This is a genomic window from Myceligenerans crystallogenes, assembly GCF_039529775.1.
GTDB lineage: Bacteria > Actinomycetota > Actinomycetes > Actinomycetales > Cellulomonadaceae > Myceligenerans > Myceligenerans crystallogenes.
The window spans coordinates 508,788-524,181 of record NZ_BAAANL010000003.1 but is presented as its reverse complement, the minus strand read 5'-3'; the positions used below and the strand labels follow the sequence as shown (position 1 = coordinate 524,181).

The following is a 15,394-nucleotide window of genomic DNA, read 5'->3' as shown; positions in this document are numbered from 1 at the left end:
GCAAGGGGGTGACTTCCGAAGAAGTCACCCCCTGAGCGCCGTCGTTCCCCCGGCTACGGGCGAGCCCGCTCCGCGGCCTCGAACCGGGCCGCGTCGATCGAGGACAGGATGCGCCGCTCCATCATCTCCACCCGCTTGTCCAGCTCCTTGAGCCGGGCGTCGGTCTCCCCGGAGGCCGCGGACGACGCGACCCCGCTGGGCACGCGAGCAGGCTGCCGCCGCGCCCCGCGCCGGTCGGCCAGGACCACCACGACCACGAACAGCACCACGGTGAGGGCGAGCAGCGCCAGCGCGACGCCGGAGGCCCCGGTCAGCGCGACCACCGCCGCCACCAGCCCGACGACCGCGGTCGCGGCCGCCGCCAGATGGAACTTCGACAACTTCTGCATCAGTGCCCAGATCCCCTCGGAAAGCCCGGTTCAGAACGAGTGCGGCAGCCCGCCGACCATGCCGGCCGCGACCGTCTTGTTGGTCGCCTCGTCCACGAGGATAAAGGAGCCCGTCAGGCGGTTCGCCTGGTAGGTGTCCACGAACAGCGGCTGGGTCACGCGCAGCTTGACGCGCGCGATCTCGTTGAGCTTGATCTCCGTGGCGTCCTCGTCCCGGTGCAGCGTGTTCACGTCCACCCGGTAGTTGATGCCCTTGACCATCGCCCGCGCCCAGCGCGTGGTGTGCTTGATGGCGTACTTCTTGCCCTGCGCCAGCGACGCGGACTCGTCCATCCAGCAGATCTGCGCGTCCACGTCCTGCGTGACCGTCGGCGCGTTGTTCGGGCGGCAGATCATGTCGCCGCGCGAGATGTCGATCTCGTCGGTCAGCCGCACCGTCACCGACATGGGCGGGAACGCCTCGTCGACGGGGCCGTCGGCCGTGTCGATCGACAGGATCGTGCTCTCCAGGCCCGCCGGGAGGGCGAGCACCTTGTCGCCCGGCTTCATCACGCCGGACGCGACGGTGCCCGCGTAGCCGCGGTAGTCGCGCGCGTCGTTCTGCTGCGGCCGGATGACGTACTGCACCGGGAAGCGGACGTCGACCAGGTTGCGGTCCGAGGCGACGTGCAGGTTCTCCAGGTGGTTCAGCAGCGTGGTGCCCTGGTACCAGTCCATGTGCTCCGACCGGTCCACCACGTTGTCGCCCTTGAGGGCCGACACCGGGATGAACGTCATGTCGGGCACGCGCAGGCGGGCCGCGAAGTCCGTGAACTCCTTGCGGATGGTCTCGAAGACCTCCTCCGCGTAGTCCACGAGGTCCATCTTGTTCACGCACACCACGATGTGCGGCACGCCGAGCAGCGTGGCCAGGAACGTGTGCCGGCGCGACTGCTCGATGACGCCCTTGCGCGCGTCCACGAGGATCAGCGCGACGTCGGCCGTCGAGGCGCCCGTGACCATGTTCCGCGTGTACTGGATGTGGCCGGGCGTGTCGGCGATGATGAACTTGCGCTTCGGGGTCGCGAAGTAGCGGTACGCCACGTCGATCGTGATGCCCTGCTCGCGCTCGGAGCGCAGGCCGTCCGTGAGGAGGGCCAGGTCCGTGTAGTCGTTGCCGCGGTCCTTGCTGACCTGCTCCACCGACTCGAGCTGGTCCTCGAAGATCGTCTTGGAGTCGAACAGCAGGCGGCCGATCAGGGTCGACTTGCCGTCGTCCACCGAACCGGCGGTCGCGAACCGCAGGAGGTCCGTCGAGCCGGCCTCGTACACGCCGGGCTGCTCGGAGGCGGGGGTCTCAGTCGCCGTCGTCATCAGAAGTAGCCTTCCTTCTTGCGGTCCTCCATGGCGGCCTCGCTGACCTTGTCGTCGCCGCGGGTCGCGCCGCGTTCCGTCAGGCGGACGGCGGCGACCTCCTCGACGACGTCGCGCAGCGTGCCCGCGGTCGACTCGACGCACGCGGTGAGGTTCGCGTCACCGACGGTGCGGTAGCGGGTCCACATGGACTTCGCGGTCTCGCCGTCCTTGAGCGGCGTGAACTCGTTGACCTCGTACAGCATGCCGTTGCGCTCCACGACCTCGCGCTCGCGCGCCAGGTACAGGTCCGGCAGGTCCATGTCCTCGGCCTCGATGTACGACCAGATGTCGAGCTCGGTCCAGTTGGACAGGGGGAAGACCCGGATCGACTCGCCCTGGTGGACGCGGCCGTTGTACAGGTTCCAGATCTCGGGGCGCTGGTTCTTCGGGTCCCACTGGCCGAAGTCGTCGCGGAAGGAGAACACGCGCTCCTTGGCGCGGGCCTTCTCCTCGTCGCGGCGACCACCACCGAACGCGGCGTCGAAACCGTGCTTCTCCAGGGCCTCCAGGAGCACCGGCGTCTGGATGCGGTTGCGGGAGCCGTTGGGCTCCTCCTGCACCAGGCCGCGGTCGATCGCCTCCGGGACGGAGGCCACCACGAGCTGCACGCCGAGCCGCTCGGCCCAGCGGTCACGGGTGTCCAGGACCGTCTGGAAGTTCAGGCCCGTGTCCACGTGCATGATCGGGAACGGGATGCGGGCCGGCGCGAAGGCCTTGGCCGCGAGGTGCAGCATGACGATGGAGTCCTTGCCGCCGGAGAACAGCAGCACGGGGCGCTGCATCTCCGCGACGACCTCGCGCATGATGTGGATGCTCTCGGCCTCCAGGCTGCGCAACTGGCTCAGGACGTGACTCTTCACTCCTCAAGCACCTTCCTTGCTCGTTGATACGACAGATGCGACGGCCTCGGTGGTCGATGCGACGGACGAAACCCCGACGGAGTCGAGCAGCTCGCGGAGCCGCGGCGCGAGCGCCGCGTGACACACGAACAGGTCGGGGAGCCAGGGGCTCTCCCGGTTGTACTCGAGCGGCGACCCGTCGAGACGGGTGCACACCAGCCCACGGGCCTGGGCGACCGCGACCGGGGCCGCGGAATCCCACTCGTACTGCCCGCCGCCGTGGACGTAGGCGTCAACGGTACCCCCTGCGACCGAGATCACCTTGACCCCGGCCGAACCCATGGGCACCAGCTCGACGTCGTCCCGCTCGGCGAGAGCCGCCACGAACTCCGGCGGGCGGCTCCGGCTCGCCGCGATCCGCAGCGGGCGGTCACCGGCGAGCACGGCCTCCGGGTCGGCGGGGCCGCCCGGCGTCGTGTCCGCGGTGGTCAGGACGGCGCCCCGGCCGGGCAGGCCGACGGCGCCGACGGTCAGCCCGGAGCCGCGCTCCCAGAGCGCGACGTGCACGGCGAAGTCGTCGCGCCAGGTGCCCGCTTCCCCGTCCGTGCCCGTGTGGCGCTCCGCGAACTCGCGCGTGCCGTCGAGCGGGTCGATGATCCACACACGATCTGCACCCGTACGCGACGCGTCGTCCTTCGCCTCCTCGGACAGGACGGCGTCACCGGGCCGGGCGGCGCCCAGCGCGCGGGCGAGCCAGTCCTGGGCGGCGGCGTCGCCGGCGTCCTTGAAGGCCTTCGGGTCGAAGTCACCGCCCGCGGCGTCGACCTCGGCGCGCAGCGCGAGCAACACCTCCGCGGCTCCTTCGGCCAGGGCTTGCGCCAGTCCCGTGTCGTCCAGCGACACCTCGGGAAGTCGGGGTGAGGGCGAATTCATCAGTCTCCAGCCGGAATCCGGGATGTGGTGACGCCCCGGGATCAACGCGCCGATGACAGCTGGGTGAAACTCCGAGGTCGCGCTGAGGCTACCATTCGTAGGTCGGTGGCGCTGAAGGCAGTCGAATGATCGGTAATTCCGGCCGGAAAGGTAGGATTAATGGAGCTGGATATCCCCCTGATTCTCGGGGGCCTCATGGTCGGTTTCGTCGTCGGTCTGACCGGTATGGGCGGCGGCGCCCTGATGACGCCGATGCTGATCTTCGTCTTCCGCGTGGACCCCCTCATGGCGGTCTCGTCCGACGTCGTGGCCAGCCTCTTCATGAAGCCTGCCGGCGCCTTCGTGCACCTGCGCCGCAAGACCGTCAACCTGCCGCTGGTCGGCTGGCTCTGCCTGGGCTCGGTCCCCGCCGCCTTCTCCGGCGCACTCCTGATCAAGTTCATCCCCTTCGGCGACGAGGTCGACACGATCCTCAAGCAGTTCCTCGGCGTCGCGCTGCTGCTCGCGTCGCTCGGCCTCGTCGTGCGGGCCGTGCTGCAGATGGTCCGGGAGCGGTCCGCCCTCGGCGAAGGCCCGGTCGCTCCCAGCGCCCCCGATCTCGTGGTCCGCCCGCTGCCCACCGTCCTGCTCGGCGCCGTCGCCGGCCTCATGGTCGGGCTGACCTCGGTGGGCGCCGGATCGATCGTCATCGTGATCCTGCTGATGATGTACCCGGCCCTCAAGGCGTCCCAGATCGTGGGCACCGACCTGGTGCAGGCCATCCCGCTCGTGGCGGCCGCGTCCGCCGGGCACCTGCTCTACGGCGACTTCTCCCTCGGCCTGACGGTCTCCCTGCTCATCGGCGCGATCCCGGGCGCCTGGCTCGGCGCCCAGGTCTCCAGCCGTGCGCCCGGCGGGATCATCCGCCGCGCCCTGGCGATCCTGCTGCTCGCGTCCGGCCTCAAGCTGCTCGGCGCGGAGCTGTGGGTCGTGCTCACCGCCGCCGGTACGGCGCTCGTGGGCGGTAACCTCGTGTGGATCTGGGTACGACGACGCTTCGGCACGCCCGACGGCACCCGGCGGCCCGCCGCGACCGCGGCGCCACTGACGACCGGGGCGACGACGACGCGCGGCCCGGACGCCCCCGCCGGCACCGGCGGGCCCGCCAGAACCGACGAACCCGAATCGAGCCGCCCTTCATGACCAGCTCTCCCGCACGCGTCCTGACCGACGACGAGCTCGACCTGCTCGAGCTCGCCCTCGGCGGCGCGATCGACCGCCTGCCCTACGCCCCGGCCGGCCCGCTCACCCTCACGGACACCGAGAACACCCCGCTGGCGGAGGTCGCCGCGGACGGCACCCTCACGCCGCTCAAGCCGGTCGCCCGGGCGCTCGGCCCGCAGTGGGACGAGTCGCTGCGCCTCGCGGCGCGCGACGTCGCCGCGGAATCCGTTCCGGGGACGACGGCGATGTGGCTGGCCGAGGCGCCCACGGTGGAGGACGGCAGCGTGGTGACCGAGGCCGCGGCCGCCGGCGCCGTGCTGCTCCTGGTCCCCGCCTCGCGGCACACCGAGCCGGGGACGGTCGGCGCCGCGGGCCTGACCCGGGCGGCGCAGGGGCTCGTGGAGTGGATCCGGGACATGCTGCGCGACGTGAGCGGAGAGGCCGGGGCGCGGGAGGCGGAGGCCCAGGCCGCCGCCGAGGCGATCGAGGACGCGCTGCGCGTCGTCGTCGTCCCGTATCCGCGCGGGGGGCAGGCTCCCGCGCCGGCGGACGTCGCGGCCGCCTACGGCGCGGAACGCGTCGTCGTGCCGGCGGACCTGCGGTCCTCGCCGGCCGGCGAGCTGCTCGAGCGCTTCGCGACCGCGCGCTCGAACACGCTGCGCGCGATGTATCCCGAGGCGTCCGCGCGCGAGGTCGAGCGTGCCGCCGCGGCCGGGCACCGGCAGGGCACGGTCGTGTTCTTCACGGGGCTGTCGGGGTCGGGGAAGTCCACGGTCGCGCGGGCGCTGGCCGCGGAGCTGGACGACGACGGCCTGGGCGCCACGCTGCTCGACGGCGACGCGGTGCGGCACCACCTGTCCAAGGGGCTCGGGTTCGACCGCGAGTCGCGGGAGACGAACGTGGAGCGGATCGGGTACGTCGCCTCGCTGGTCGCCAAGCACGGCGGGATCGCCGTGGCCGCCCCGATCGCGCCCTTCGAGTCGAGCCGCGCCAAGGTCCGGCAGCTCGCGGAGTCCGCGGGCGCGCGCTTCCTCCTGGTGCACGTCAGCACGCCCCTGGAGGTCTGCGAGGCCCGCGACCGCAAGGGCCTCTACGCCAAGGCCCGCGCGGGCGAGATCCCGGACTTCACGGGCATCAGCTCCCCCTACGAGACCCCGGCGAACGCGGAACTGGTGATCGACACGAGCCAGGTCTCCGTGAAGGACGCGGTCGCCCTGGTCCGCAAGACCCTGGACGCCGCCTGACGCTCGTCAGGCGCCGGCTCGCGGCGGGCGGGATCCGTTCAGCGCGAATCTCGCCGCCGCCGGCCAGCCGCCCAGCTTCTCGCGGGAGCGGAGGGCGAAGGCGAGCCGGACCGGCGCCGCGCGCCGGCCGAAGACCCGGTTGAGGACGACGGCGCGGGCGTGGGCGTCGCGGCCGCCCCAGCGGGAGCCGGAGCTCTCCACGGGGTGGACGCCGTAGGTGAAGGGGACGGCGTCGCCCGCGAGGCCCGCGCGGATCATGTCGGCGATGAGGATGTACTCGTCGCCGAGGTAGAGCTCGGCGCCGGCGCCGAAGCGCTCGTCGAACCGGACGTCCCGCGCGCGGAGCTGCCAGGCGTCGACCAGCATCTCGTAGGTGGCGGCCTTGGCGGAGTTGAACAGGGTCAGCGGCGTGATCCGCTCGGCGTAGTTCTTGCGGAACGCGCCGTCGGCGCCGAGGCCCCGGCCGAGCGCGATCGCCTTGCCGGTCTCCGTCAGGTGCTCGACGCCGCGCCGGACGCCGTCGAGGTCCACCCGGACGTCGTCGTCGCAGAACAGCAGGTAACGGCCGCGGGCGTGGTCGATCGAGGCGTTGCGGCTCTTGGCGACGCCGCGGCCGGGCACCCGCACGACGCGCACGCCGGCGGGCGCGGCGAACCCGTCCGGCAGGTCGCCCTGCACGCACAGCAGCAGGTCGAGGTCCTCGCCCGCGGGCCACTCGATGTCCGGCGCCCGCTCGGCGAGCGACGAGAACGCGATCGTCAGGACGGCCTTGCCCGCGCCGTCCGGCACGCCCGCGGCGTCGTCGTCCGCGACAGCCTCCGCACCTGCACGGCGGGCGTCGTCGTCCGCGGGACCGTCCGCGCCGCGCGCGGCGCCGTCGCCCGAGGACATCAGCGGGCCGTGGCGGCGGACCACAGCTCGACCGCCTGACGGACGGCTGCCTCCACCTCGTCGAGCTTGGCCTCGCTGACCTGCTCCGTCGCGAGCAGCCCCGGCAGGTCGACGCCGTTCAGGTCGAGCGGCACGCTGACCGGCTCGTACGTGCGGCTCAGGCCGGCGCCCAGGGAGTAGTCGCGGTACTTCACGCCGTTGCCGTGCACCGTGCCCTCCATCCCGGAGAACACGACCAGCGCGCACGGGATCCCGTACGAGTGGCACGCGATCATGACGTGCATCGCGGAGGTGACGACGGCGTCGTACTCCCCCAGCCTCGCCACGAACGCCCGCACGTCCTCGGGCGCGGACATGAGCACCGACAGCTCGTCCCAGTCGTCCGGCAGCACCACGGGCAGGTTCGCGTGCGTGAAGTGCCGCACCAGCGCGACCCGGCCGTTCGTGGCGGCCGCGTCGCGATCCACCGGGTAGATCCGCGACAGCAGCAGCCCCGGGTCGCCGAACGACGTCACGTCGGGCCCGCCCGACTCGCGCACCCGCTCGGCCGTGATCGGCCCGCGCAGGGAGACGTAGGTGGCCTTCGGCTCCAGCGTGATGTCGTCGCTGGAGATCCCGGTCCCCACCACGATCGACCGCGGCTTGATGAACCGCCCGATCGACCCGACCGACAACAGGTGCGGCCGGCTCACCGGCGCGGCCGGCTCCAGGAACTGCAGCGGGTGCCCGCCGTAGTGCCGCAGCACGAGCGGCGACAGCCAGTCGCCGAAGTTGCCCGGGTAGGGCCGCGGCCACCAGGCCAGCGGGATCGGCGCGCCCTCGCCGGTGGTCCGGAAGTGCACGAACGTGTCGGCGGCGGCCTTCGCGTCGCGCTCGGCGTCGTCGACGGGCCCCATCTGCTCCAGCCGCGACCACAGCTCGGCGACCTTGTCGGCGCGTCCCGCCTGACCCTCGCGGACCAGCCGGTTCGCGATCCGGATGCGCCGCCCCGACCCGCTGAAGCCCTCCTTGAGGCCGTGCGTCAGCACGTGCGTGACGCCCACGCGGTCGGCCACGAGCCGCAGCGAGTTGCGCGCGTCGCCCGGGAGCTTGCGCTCGACCTTCTTCAGCACGTCCAGGACGCGGCGGCGCATCGGCACGCCGGCCGACGCCGACCCGCCCGGCAGCCCCGCGCGCCCGTGCTGCACGACCTTGCCCTTGAACTCCTCGACGTTGCCGCTGGAGCCGAACAGGAAGAACGGCGTCACGCCCGAGGCCGGCTTCGCCTTCGAGAACACCGCGACGGACGGGATGATCTGGAACGACAGCGACTCGGCGTTCTTGCGCCACGCCTCCTCGAAGAAGTAGTCGTCCGTCGCCTTGATGTCCCGGCCCGCCTCCTCGGCGGCCGCGGCGTCGGTCACGAACCGGCGCGCGGCGGCCGTCGTGTTGACGCCCCAGAACGCCGGCTCCCAGAACCGCGTGCGGTTCGCGTAGCCGATCGACAGCGGCGAGGAGAACCCGCGCTGGAAGCCGATGATGTCGGCGGAGAAGTCCGCGATCAGCGAGGGGAACTCCGACAGCGAGCAGTCGACGTCGATCCAGTACACCTTCTTGTCCGGGTGCGCCGCGCACACCTCGGCCAGGAACGGCACCTTCCGGCGCGTCACGTCGGCCCAGTCCAGCCCTTCCGGGATCTCGATCTCACGCAGCTCGTGGGCCACGCCGATGCGGTCGAGCGTGGTGCGGAGGCGTTCGCCGTGGCCGCGGTAGTAGTCGTCGGCGGTGTAGAACGAGCAGACGATCACGTCGTCGCGAGGGGTCATCGGTTCGTTCGACGCGGTCGACACGTTCGGCTCGGTCTCCGTCTCGCCGGCGACGACGTCGCCCGGCGTGCTGATCTCGGTAGTCATACAACTTTCCGTGGCCTGGCCGCGCGGGCGCGGTCGATGGATGGCGGATTCTCCGCCACGAGGGTATCCGAACCCGGCGGGATCAACGGTGAGCCGGCGCCGCCGGCGAGCGGCCGGCCGGGGTTCAGCGGGCTTCCGGGCCGCGCAGGAAGCCCGCGCCCCAGGACATGTGCATGGTCGCGAGCACCGGCGGCAGGAGCAGCCGGGACCGCGCCGGAAGGCCGCGGCCTTCCCTCAGGGAGCCGACGACGACGCCGAGCACGTACCCGCCGGGCACCACGAGGCCCGCCAGCAGCCACGGCGCGGCGGCGGCACCGGCGCCGCCCAGGGCGGCCAGCACCGCCCCCGCGATCCCGGCCGCCAGCCCCGCCGCGATGGCGCACACCGCGGCCGGCGGCGCGAGGTACCGCACGCTCGCCGTGTCGGGGTACTGCCGCATCACGTGGTTCCGCCACCGGCCGGACCGGAAGAACTGGGTGGCGAGCTGCTTCCACGAGCCCCGCGGCCGGTACCCCACCCGCAGCGACGGGTCGAACCACACCGTGTGCCCGGCCTGCCGCAGCCGGTAGTTCAGCTCCCAGTCCTGCGCGCGCAGGAAGGTCTCGTCGTACAGCCCGACCGCCTCCAGCGCGTCCCGGCGGAACGCCCCCAGGTAGACCGACGCCGCGGGCCCCGCCTCGCCGCCGGTGTGGAACGGCGCCGAGCCGATGCCGAGCGGCGAGCTCATCGCGGTGGCCACGGCCTGCTCGAAGGCGGTGCGCCCCTCGGGCACCATGATCCCGCCCACGTTCGCCGCGCCGGTCGAGCGCAGCACGCCGACCACGCGGGACACGTAGTCCGCCGCGATGTGGCTGTGCCCGTCCACCCGCACCAGGTAGTCGTGCCGGGCGCCGCGGATCGCCGCGTTCAGCCCGGCCGGGGTCCAGCCGGCGGGGTTGTCCACGACCTTCAGGCGCGGTTCCTCGGCGGCGAGCTTCTCCGCGATCTCGGCGGTGTTGTCGCGACTCGGGCCGACGGCGAGCACCACCTCGAACGGACCGGGGTAGTCCTGGTCCAGGATCCGCCCCATCGCCTCGGCGAGGTCCCGCTCCTCGTTGCGGACCGTGAGGAACACGGAGACGCCCGGCGGCTCCGGGTGCGGAGCCGCGGGCAGGTCCGCGGGGTCCGCGGCGTCGTCGGGGGCAGCAGGCATGCCGGACATGCTAACCACCCTGTCCGTTACGCGGATCGGTCAGCTTCACGACGGGGATCGCCTCGGTCTCCGGCGCGGGCTCGACGCTCCTGCCCCGCCGCTGGCCGACCCAGCTGCGCCGCCGGGCCGGCGCGTCGCCGTCCCCGGACGCGCCGTTCGCGGATCCGTTGTTCGACGACGGCACGGGCCGGGCCGGGCGCCGCGGCGGCTCCGGCTCCATGACCGGGGTGGTCTCCGGGACCCCGCCCCAGTCGGGCTCGGGGAACGGGGAGCGCGCCGGGCGGGTGTCGTCCCACGTGAGCCTGCGCAGCGTGCCGGGCGACGGCGTCGTGTCGTCCCGCGTCACCCGGCGCATCGTGCCGGTCGCCGGGCGCACGTCGTCCGGGGTGACCCGGCGGACCGAACCCGTCGCGGGGCGCGAGCCCGCGTTCGTCGGGCCGGCCACGGGCCGCAGGTCGTCCGGGCTGACGCGGCGGATCGAGCCGGTGGCCGGGCGTCCGTCCGCGCTCGCGACCCGGCGGATCGACCCGGTTCCCGGGCGCACGTCGTCCGGGGTGACCCGGCGGACGGAACCGGTGGCCGGGCGCAGGTCGACCTTCCGGATCGCCCCGGTGGCGGGACGCGCGGCGTCGGCCGGCCGCGCCTGCTGCTTGTGCTGCCCGGCGACCTTGACGGTGGGCTTGCCCTTGCCCTGCCCCTGGCCCGGCTTGCGCTGGCCCGGCTTGCCGGCCTTGCCCTTGCCGCGGGTCGCGGGGCCGATCTTGCCGCCCGCCTTGGCGTTGCCCTTCTTGGACTGGATGAACTTCTGGTAGGCGTCGCACACGGTGTCGACGTCGCCGTCCATGCGGACCTGACCCTGGTCGAGCCAGATCACGCGCGTGCACATGGCGCGCACCGACGCGATCGAGTGGCTGACCAGGAAGACGGTGCCCGCCTCCGCGCGGATCTTCTCGATGCGCTCCTTGGACTTCTTGCGGAAGGCGGCGTCGCCGGTGGCCAGCGCCTCGTCCACCATGAGGATGTCGGGCGTGACGATCGTGGAGATCGCGAAGCGCAGGCGCGCGGCCATGCCCGAGGAGTAGGCGTTCATCGGCAGGTACACGAAGTCGCCGAGATCGGCGAAGTCCGCGATGTCCTGCACCTTGGCGGCGACCTCCTGCTGGGACATGCCGAGGGCCAGGCCGCCGATGGTGATGTTCCGCTCGCCCGAGAGGTCCTTGAGCAGCGCGGCGTTGACGCCGAGCAGCGACGGCTCGCCGGAGATGTAGACGCGGCCCTGGGTGGGCGGGTGCAGGCCGGCGACGGCGCGCAGCAGGGTGGACTTGCCGGACCCGTTGGTGCCGACGATGCCGATCGCCTCGCCGTGGTAGGCCACGAACGACACGCCGCGCACGGCGCGCACCTGCGTGATCGCTCCCACGCTCTGCCGGGTGCGGCCCACGAGCCGGTTGAACAGCGAGTTGTTCCCCGCGTCGCTGACCGGCTTGCCGCCGAAGACCCGGTAGGTCACGTGGACGTCGTCGACGATGATCGACGGCGGGCCGAGCTCGGTCCGCACGGCGCGGTCGGGCAGGTCCTCGGGGTCGATCTCGAAGTCGATCTCGGCTTCCGGGCGTACCGAGGACGCCACAGGGTTGTCAGACACGCCCGTACCTTTCCTCGGCGGCCCAGAAGTAGACGAAACCGAACCCCAGGATCAGCAGCGCCCAGCCGCCGGCCCAGGCCCACAGCCAGGGGTCGTAGGGAATCTTGGCGTCGTCCATCATGATCATCCGGAACAGCTCCAGGAAGACCGCCACCGGCTGGTACTCCAGGATCGCCCGCAGCACCACCTGCACCTGGTCCTGCCCGTCGACGAACCTCGTGATCGGGAACAGCACGCCGGAGCCGTACATCAGCAGGCGCGTGATGAACGGCAGCACCTGCATCAGGTCGGGCTTGCCGTACGCGTAGCGCGCCATGACCAGGCTGATGCCGGTGTTCAGCACGGTGAGCAGCGCGATCGCGGGGACGATCTCCAGCCAGTGCCACGTGGGAACGATCACCTTGAGGTCGCCGGGCAGGTACCCGGAGACGAGGGTGAACAGGCACATCACACCGACCGTCGGGACGAACAGCGTCAGGCTCGTGATGACGGAGGCCAGCGGAAGCACCGCGCGCGGGAAGCGCAGGGACCTGACGAGCTGCATGTTCCCGTCGATCGCCCGGGCGCCGCTGGTGATGGCGTTGTCGATCAGGCGGAAGACGAACACCCCGATCACGATGAACGCGACCAGGTTCTCCACACCGCGGTCGGCCTTGAGCAGGAACCCGAAGATCACCGTGTAGATGATCGCGTTCAGCGTCGGGTTCAGCGTCGCCCACATCTGCCCCAGGAAGGAGCCCTGGTGCTTCGCGTAGGCCTTGGACGTGGAGAAGACGCGGATGAAGTCGCGGCGCGACCACAGCTGCTTCAGGTAGGCGCCGATGCTCGGGCGGACGCCGGCCTCCGCGAGGCCGTGCTGCTCGGCGAGCGCCCTCGCCTCCGCCGAGGTCAACGCCTTCGGCGCCGACTTTCGGCCGTTCTCGGTGACGGTCACGGACTCCTCGTTCTCTCGTCGGCCGGTCGTTTCCGGACGCACCAGGGGTCTTGATCGGTGCCCCAGTCTAATCGGGCACCACGCTGGAATCGGTCAGCGGGCGGCTGCCGCCGCGCGCTCGGCGAGCCGCTCCTCGGCCGCCTGCCAGTGCTCCTGGCAGGTCGAGTACTCCGCGCTCCAGGGCTTGCGGTGACCGGCCCAGTGGATGAGCTTCGGGTCGACGACGTCCTCCTGGGCGGGGAACGCGTTCCACTCCGGCCCCAGCACCACGCGGCTGTTGCCCGCGTAGAGGTTCAGGAGCTGCTGGTCGTTGAGCCCGTACATGCCGGCCCAGGGCAGGAAGTTCTCGGCGAACCCGTCGGCGCGCATCCGGTCGAGGTTGAGCACCATGATCCCGGCGTTGAACGCGACGTAGTCGTAGGTCTGGTGCGCGGACATCCGGCGCAGGAACTCGTTGGCGACCTCGGCCCCGCCCGGCATCTTCTTCGTGGTGACCCACGTGTTGCGGAAGCCGGACAGGAAGTAGCGCCCCGCGGCGTCGCGCGCCGCGAGCGGCGCGTCGCCGAGCTCGGTGTCGTACAGCTCGGCGATGTCGGTCAGCAGCACGGCGTCGATGTCGTGGTAGATCACCTTGCCCACGTCCGGCAGCAGGTACGGCAGCAGCAGCCGGTCCATCGTGGCGACGGTGATGTGCGACAGCATCCCGGAGATGTCGCCGTACCCGATGCCGTCGCACGGCAGCCAGTGGATCTCCAGCTCGGGGAACAGCGCGTTGAACGCGTCGATGTCGGCCTGCGAGTGGTCGCGGCACTGCACGTACAGCACCACGGGGCGCGAGGTCGAGTGGTCCGCGAGCGCCGTCGCGACCACCTTGGCCTGCTCCTTGAGGTTGCCGTCCATGGCGATGGACACGTGCACGGCGTCGCCGTCCCGCGTCAGGGCGGAGGGCTTCACCTGCTCGCGGGCGAGCACGCGGGCGACGACGTCGTCCAGGTCGAAGGGCAGCGGGTCGTTGGACGACGGCGCCGCGAGCCGCGCACGCGCCGCCTCCACCTCCGGGGCGCACGCCTCGGCCCAGGCCGCGTAGACCTCCTCGGGCTTCTTCCCGGCGAGGATCTCGGTGAACGCCACGTCGAGCAGGCGGGTGATGCGGCTCTGCATGGCCCGCCGGTCGGCCTCGGTCGCGTCGAGGAGGCCGTTGAAGCGGATGTCGCCGGCGCGCTTGGGCCGGAACTCGACGTCGGCGCCGATGGCCCAGGTGGGCAGGAAGCAGTGCAGGCGCGAGGTGACGATCCGGGAGTAGTCGGTCTGGTAGCCGGACAGCAGCCGGACCGCCTCGTCGATGTTCTCCGCGAGCGAGCGGTCGCGGACGGCGTCGTACTCCTGCGCGATCGTGGCCGCGCCGCGCGGCGCGGGCGTGTCCACGTAGACGGCGGGCTTGCCGGTGGCACGACGCGGCTCGAAGAGCTGGTTGACCGTGGTGGTCAGGCAGCCGGAGAAGAACGCGGGGACGCCCGCGGCGAGCAGCAGGTAGACGGTGTTCCAGTCGCGGCAGCCGACGGGCCCGTGCGCCTTGAGGTACTCGACCGCCTCCGGGGTCAGCAGCTCCAGCCGGTTGACGTGGAAGGAGACGAGGATCGGGTGCAGGTTCGGGTGGAACGGGAAGTCCGGGAGCAGCCCGAAGGCCGAGTTCATGTACCAGCCGAAGCCGAGCGTCCAGGTGTCCTGCGGGATCGGGTCCGACGACGACGCGTCGCGGTTCAGCTCCACGAGGTGGATCTCGCGCTCCGGCCCGCCCGCCAGGCGGTGCTCGGCGGGGACGCGCGCGGCCAGCTTCTCGAAGCTCGCAGCGAGGTCCGGCTGCCCGGTGAACGTCAGGCCGCCGCGCCGCACCAGGTGCGACGACGCCGCGATGGTCTGCACGTAGTCGCCGATGTTCTGGGTGGTCATCCTGCGGTCCGGCGTGCGGTAACCCATCACCGCGAAGGGGATCGCGCCGTCCGCGACCGGGGCCGGGTCGGCGGGCTCGGCCTCGCGGCGCACCCACTCGGCCAGCCAGTCCAGGCGCGCGGCCAGGCCGGAGGAGGCGGGGGCCGCAGGCCTCGCGGCGGCGTCGGGCCCTGCCGGGACCTCGGCGGCCAGCCGCTCGTACAGGCGCGCGGCGATCTTGCCGCGGTGGGTGACCAGCGCGGCCTCCAGCACGCCGAGCGCGCCGTCTGCATCGAAGTCCGCCTCGCCCTGGGCCAGGACGACGTCGGCCAGCGCGTCCAGCGCGGACGGGTCCTTGCGGGCCGCGACCCGCGCGTACTCCCGCGCCGCCCACCGGGCGGCCGTCTCCAGCGGGACCTCGTTGAACCGGGTCCACGCCAGGTTGTCGAAGCTGTAGTACTCGGCCGCGACGGCCTCGCCGAGCGCGCCGGCCACGCGCGTGGCGTCGTCGCGCATCAGGGACTGGTTGAGGCTGCGCATCGACACGTCGTCGCGCGCGGCGATGAGGCCGCGCACCCCGGCCACGACGGCGCCCTCCAGGGGCAGGCCGCGCTCGAGGGCGCGCGCCAGGTCCGCCTTGGCGACGGTGGCCCGGGCCCGGCGGCGGTTGTCCAGCTCCTGCTCGGCGGTCAGCGTCAGCGGCGGGATCGCGCCGACCGAGCGGCGGGCGTGCAGGTTGGTCTCCCCGCCGAGGATCGCGACGATCCTGTCGTAGGCGAGCACGTAACGGCGCAGGGCCTTGGCCTTCTCGGCCGGAGCGGTCCCGGCGAGACGGGACAGCGCGGGACGCGCGACGGACGCGGCGGTCCGGCGCAGGCGTTGCGAGAGGCTCATCGTCGTCTTTCCGT

At 72.3% G+C, this 15,394-nt stretch carries 12 protein-coding genes; 2 read left to right on the top strand and 10 right to left on the bottom strand.

Features of this window, described 5'->3' with window-relative positions:
• Positions 1-53 precede the first annotated feature (53 nt).
• From ABD208_RS09860 to ABD208_RS09845, 4 genes are read right to left on the bottom strand one after another with little or no spacing between them, the layout of a single operon-like run.
• Complete coding sequence (locus ABD208_RS09860; RefSeq protein WP_344102077.1) at positions 54-389, bottom strand: hypothetical protein; 336 nt, start codon at positions 387-389, stop codon at positions 54-56.
• A gap of 30 nt (positions 390-419) precedes the next feature.
• Positions 420-1,742, bottom strand: a complete 1,323-nt coding sequence (gene cysN, locus ABD208_RS09855; protein ID WP_344102076.1) for a sulfate adenylyltransferase subunit CysN — start codon at positions 1,740-1,742, stop codon at positions 420-422.
• Positions 1,742-2,644, bottom strand: coding sequence for a sulfate adenylyltransferase subunit CysD (cysD, locus tag ABD208_RS09850; protein ID WP_344102075.1), 903 nt, complete (start codon positions 2,642-2,644; stop codon positions 1,742-1,744). The genes cysN and cysD overlap by 1 nt, the downstream gene beginning before the upstream one ends.
• Before the next feature lie 3 nt (positions 2,645-2,647).
• Positions 2,648-3,556 carry a 3'(2'),5'-bisphosphate nucleotidase CysQ gene (locus ABD208_RS09845; protein WP_344102073.1) on the bottom strand — a complete coding sequence of 303 codons (909 nt, stop codon included), beginning with the start codon at positions 3,554-3,556 and terminating at the stop codon, positions 2,648-2,650.
• A gap of 159 nt (positions 3,557-3,715) precedes the next feature.
• Between ABD208_RS09845 and ABD208_RS09840 the strand changes: the two genes are divergently transcribed.
• Positions 3,716-4,738 carry a sulfite exporter TauE/SafE family protein gene (locus ABD208_RS09840; protein WP_344102071.1) on the top strand — a complete coding sequence of 341 codons (1,023 nt, stop codon included), beginning with the start codon at positions 3,716-3,718 and terminating at the stop codon, positions 4,736-4,738.
• The gene (cysC, locus tag ABD208_RS09835) at positions 4,735-6,003 is read left to right on the top strand and encodes an adenylyl-sulfate kinase (RefSeq protein ID WP_344102069.1); all 1,269 of its coding nucleotides are present in this window, start codon (positions 4,735-4,737) and stop codon (positions 6,001-6,003) included. The genes ABD208_RS09840 and cysC overlap by 4 nt, the downstream gene beginning before the upstream one ends.
• Before the next feature lie 6 nt (positions 6,004-6,009).
• On the opposite strand, the gene ABD208_RS09830 is transcribed toward cysC, so the two are convergent.
• The 6 genes from ABD208_RS09830 to ABD208_RS09805 form a co-directional block, all read right to left on the bottom strand.
• Positions 6,010-6,918, bottom strand: coding sequence for a glycosyltransferase (locus tag ABD208_RS09830; protein ID WP_344102066.1), 909 nt, complete (start codon positions 6,916-6,918; stop codon positions 6,010-6,012).
• The gene (locus ABD208_RS09825; protein WP_344102064.1) at positions 6,894-8,786 is read right to left on the bottom strand and encodes a polysaccharide pyruvyl transferase family protein; all 1,893 of its coding nucleotides are present in this window, start codon (positions 8,784-8,786) and stop codon (positions 6,894-6,896) included. Before ABD208_RS09825 ends, ABD208_RS09830 begins: the two co-directional genes overlap by 25 nt.
• A gap of 124 nt (positions 8,787-8,910) precedes the next feature.
• Positions 8,911-9,978 carry a glycosyltransferase family 2 protein gene (locus ABD208_RS09820; RefSeq protein ID WP_344102062.1) on the bottom strand — a complete coding sequence of 356 codons (1,068 nt, stop codon included), beginning with the start codon at positions 9,976-9,978 and terminating at the stop codon, positions 8,911-8,913.
• Between the two features lie 10 nt (positions 9,979-9,988).
• Entirely contained in the window at positions 9,989-11,623 is a 1,635-nt protein-coding gene (locus ABD208_RS09815) for an ABC transporter ATP-binding protein (RefSeq protein ID WP_344102060.1), read from the bottom strand.
• Complete coding sequence (locus ABD208_RS09810) at positions 11,616-12,557, bottom strand: ABC transporter permease (protein ID WP_344102057.1); 942 nt, start codon at positions 12,555-12,557, stop codon at positions 11,616-11,618. Before ABD208_RS09810 ends, ABD208_RS09815 begins: the two co-directional genes overlap by 8 nt.
• A 93-nt stretch (positions 12,558-12,650) precedes the next feature.
• Positions 12,651-15,380, bottom strand: a complete 2,730-nt coding sequence (locus ABD208_RS09805) for a glycosyltransferase family 8 protein (protein ID WP_344102055.1) — start codon at positions 15,378-15,380, stop codon at positions 12,651-12,653.
• Positions 15,381-15,394: the final 14 nt, after the last annotated feature.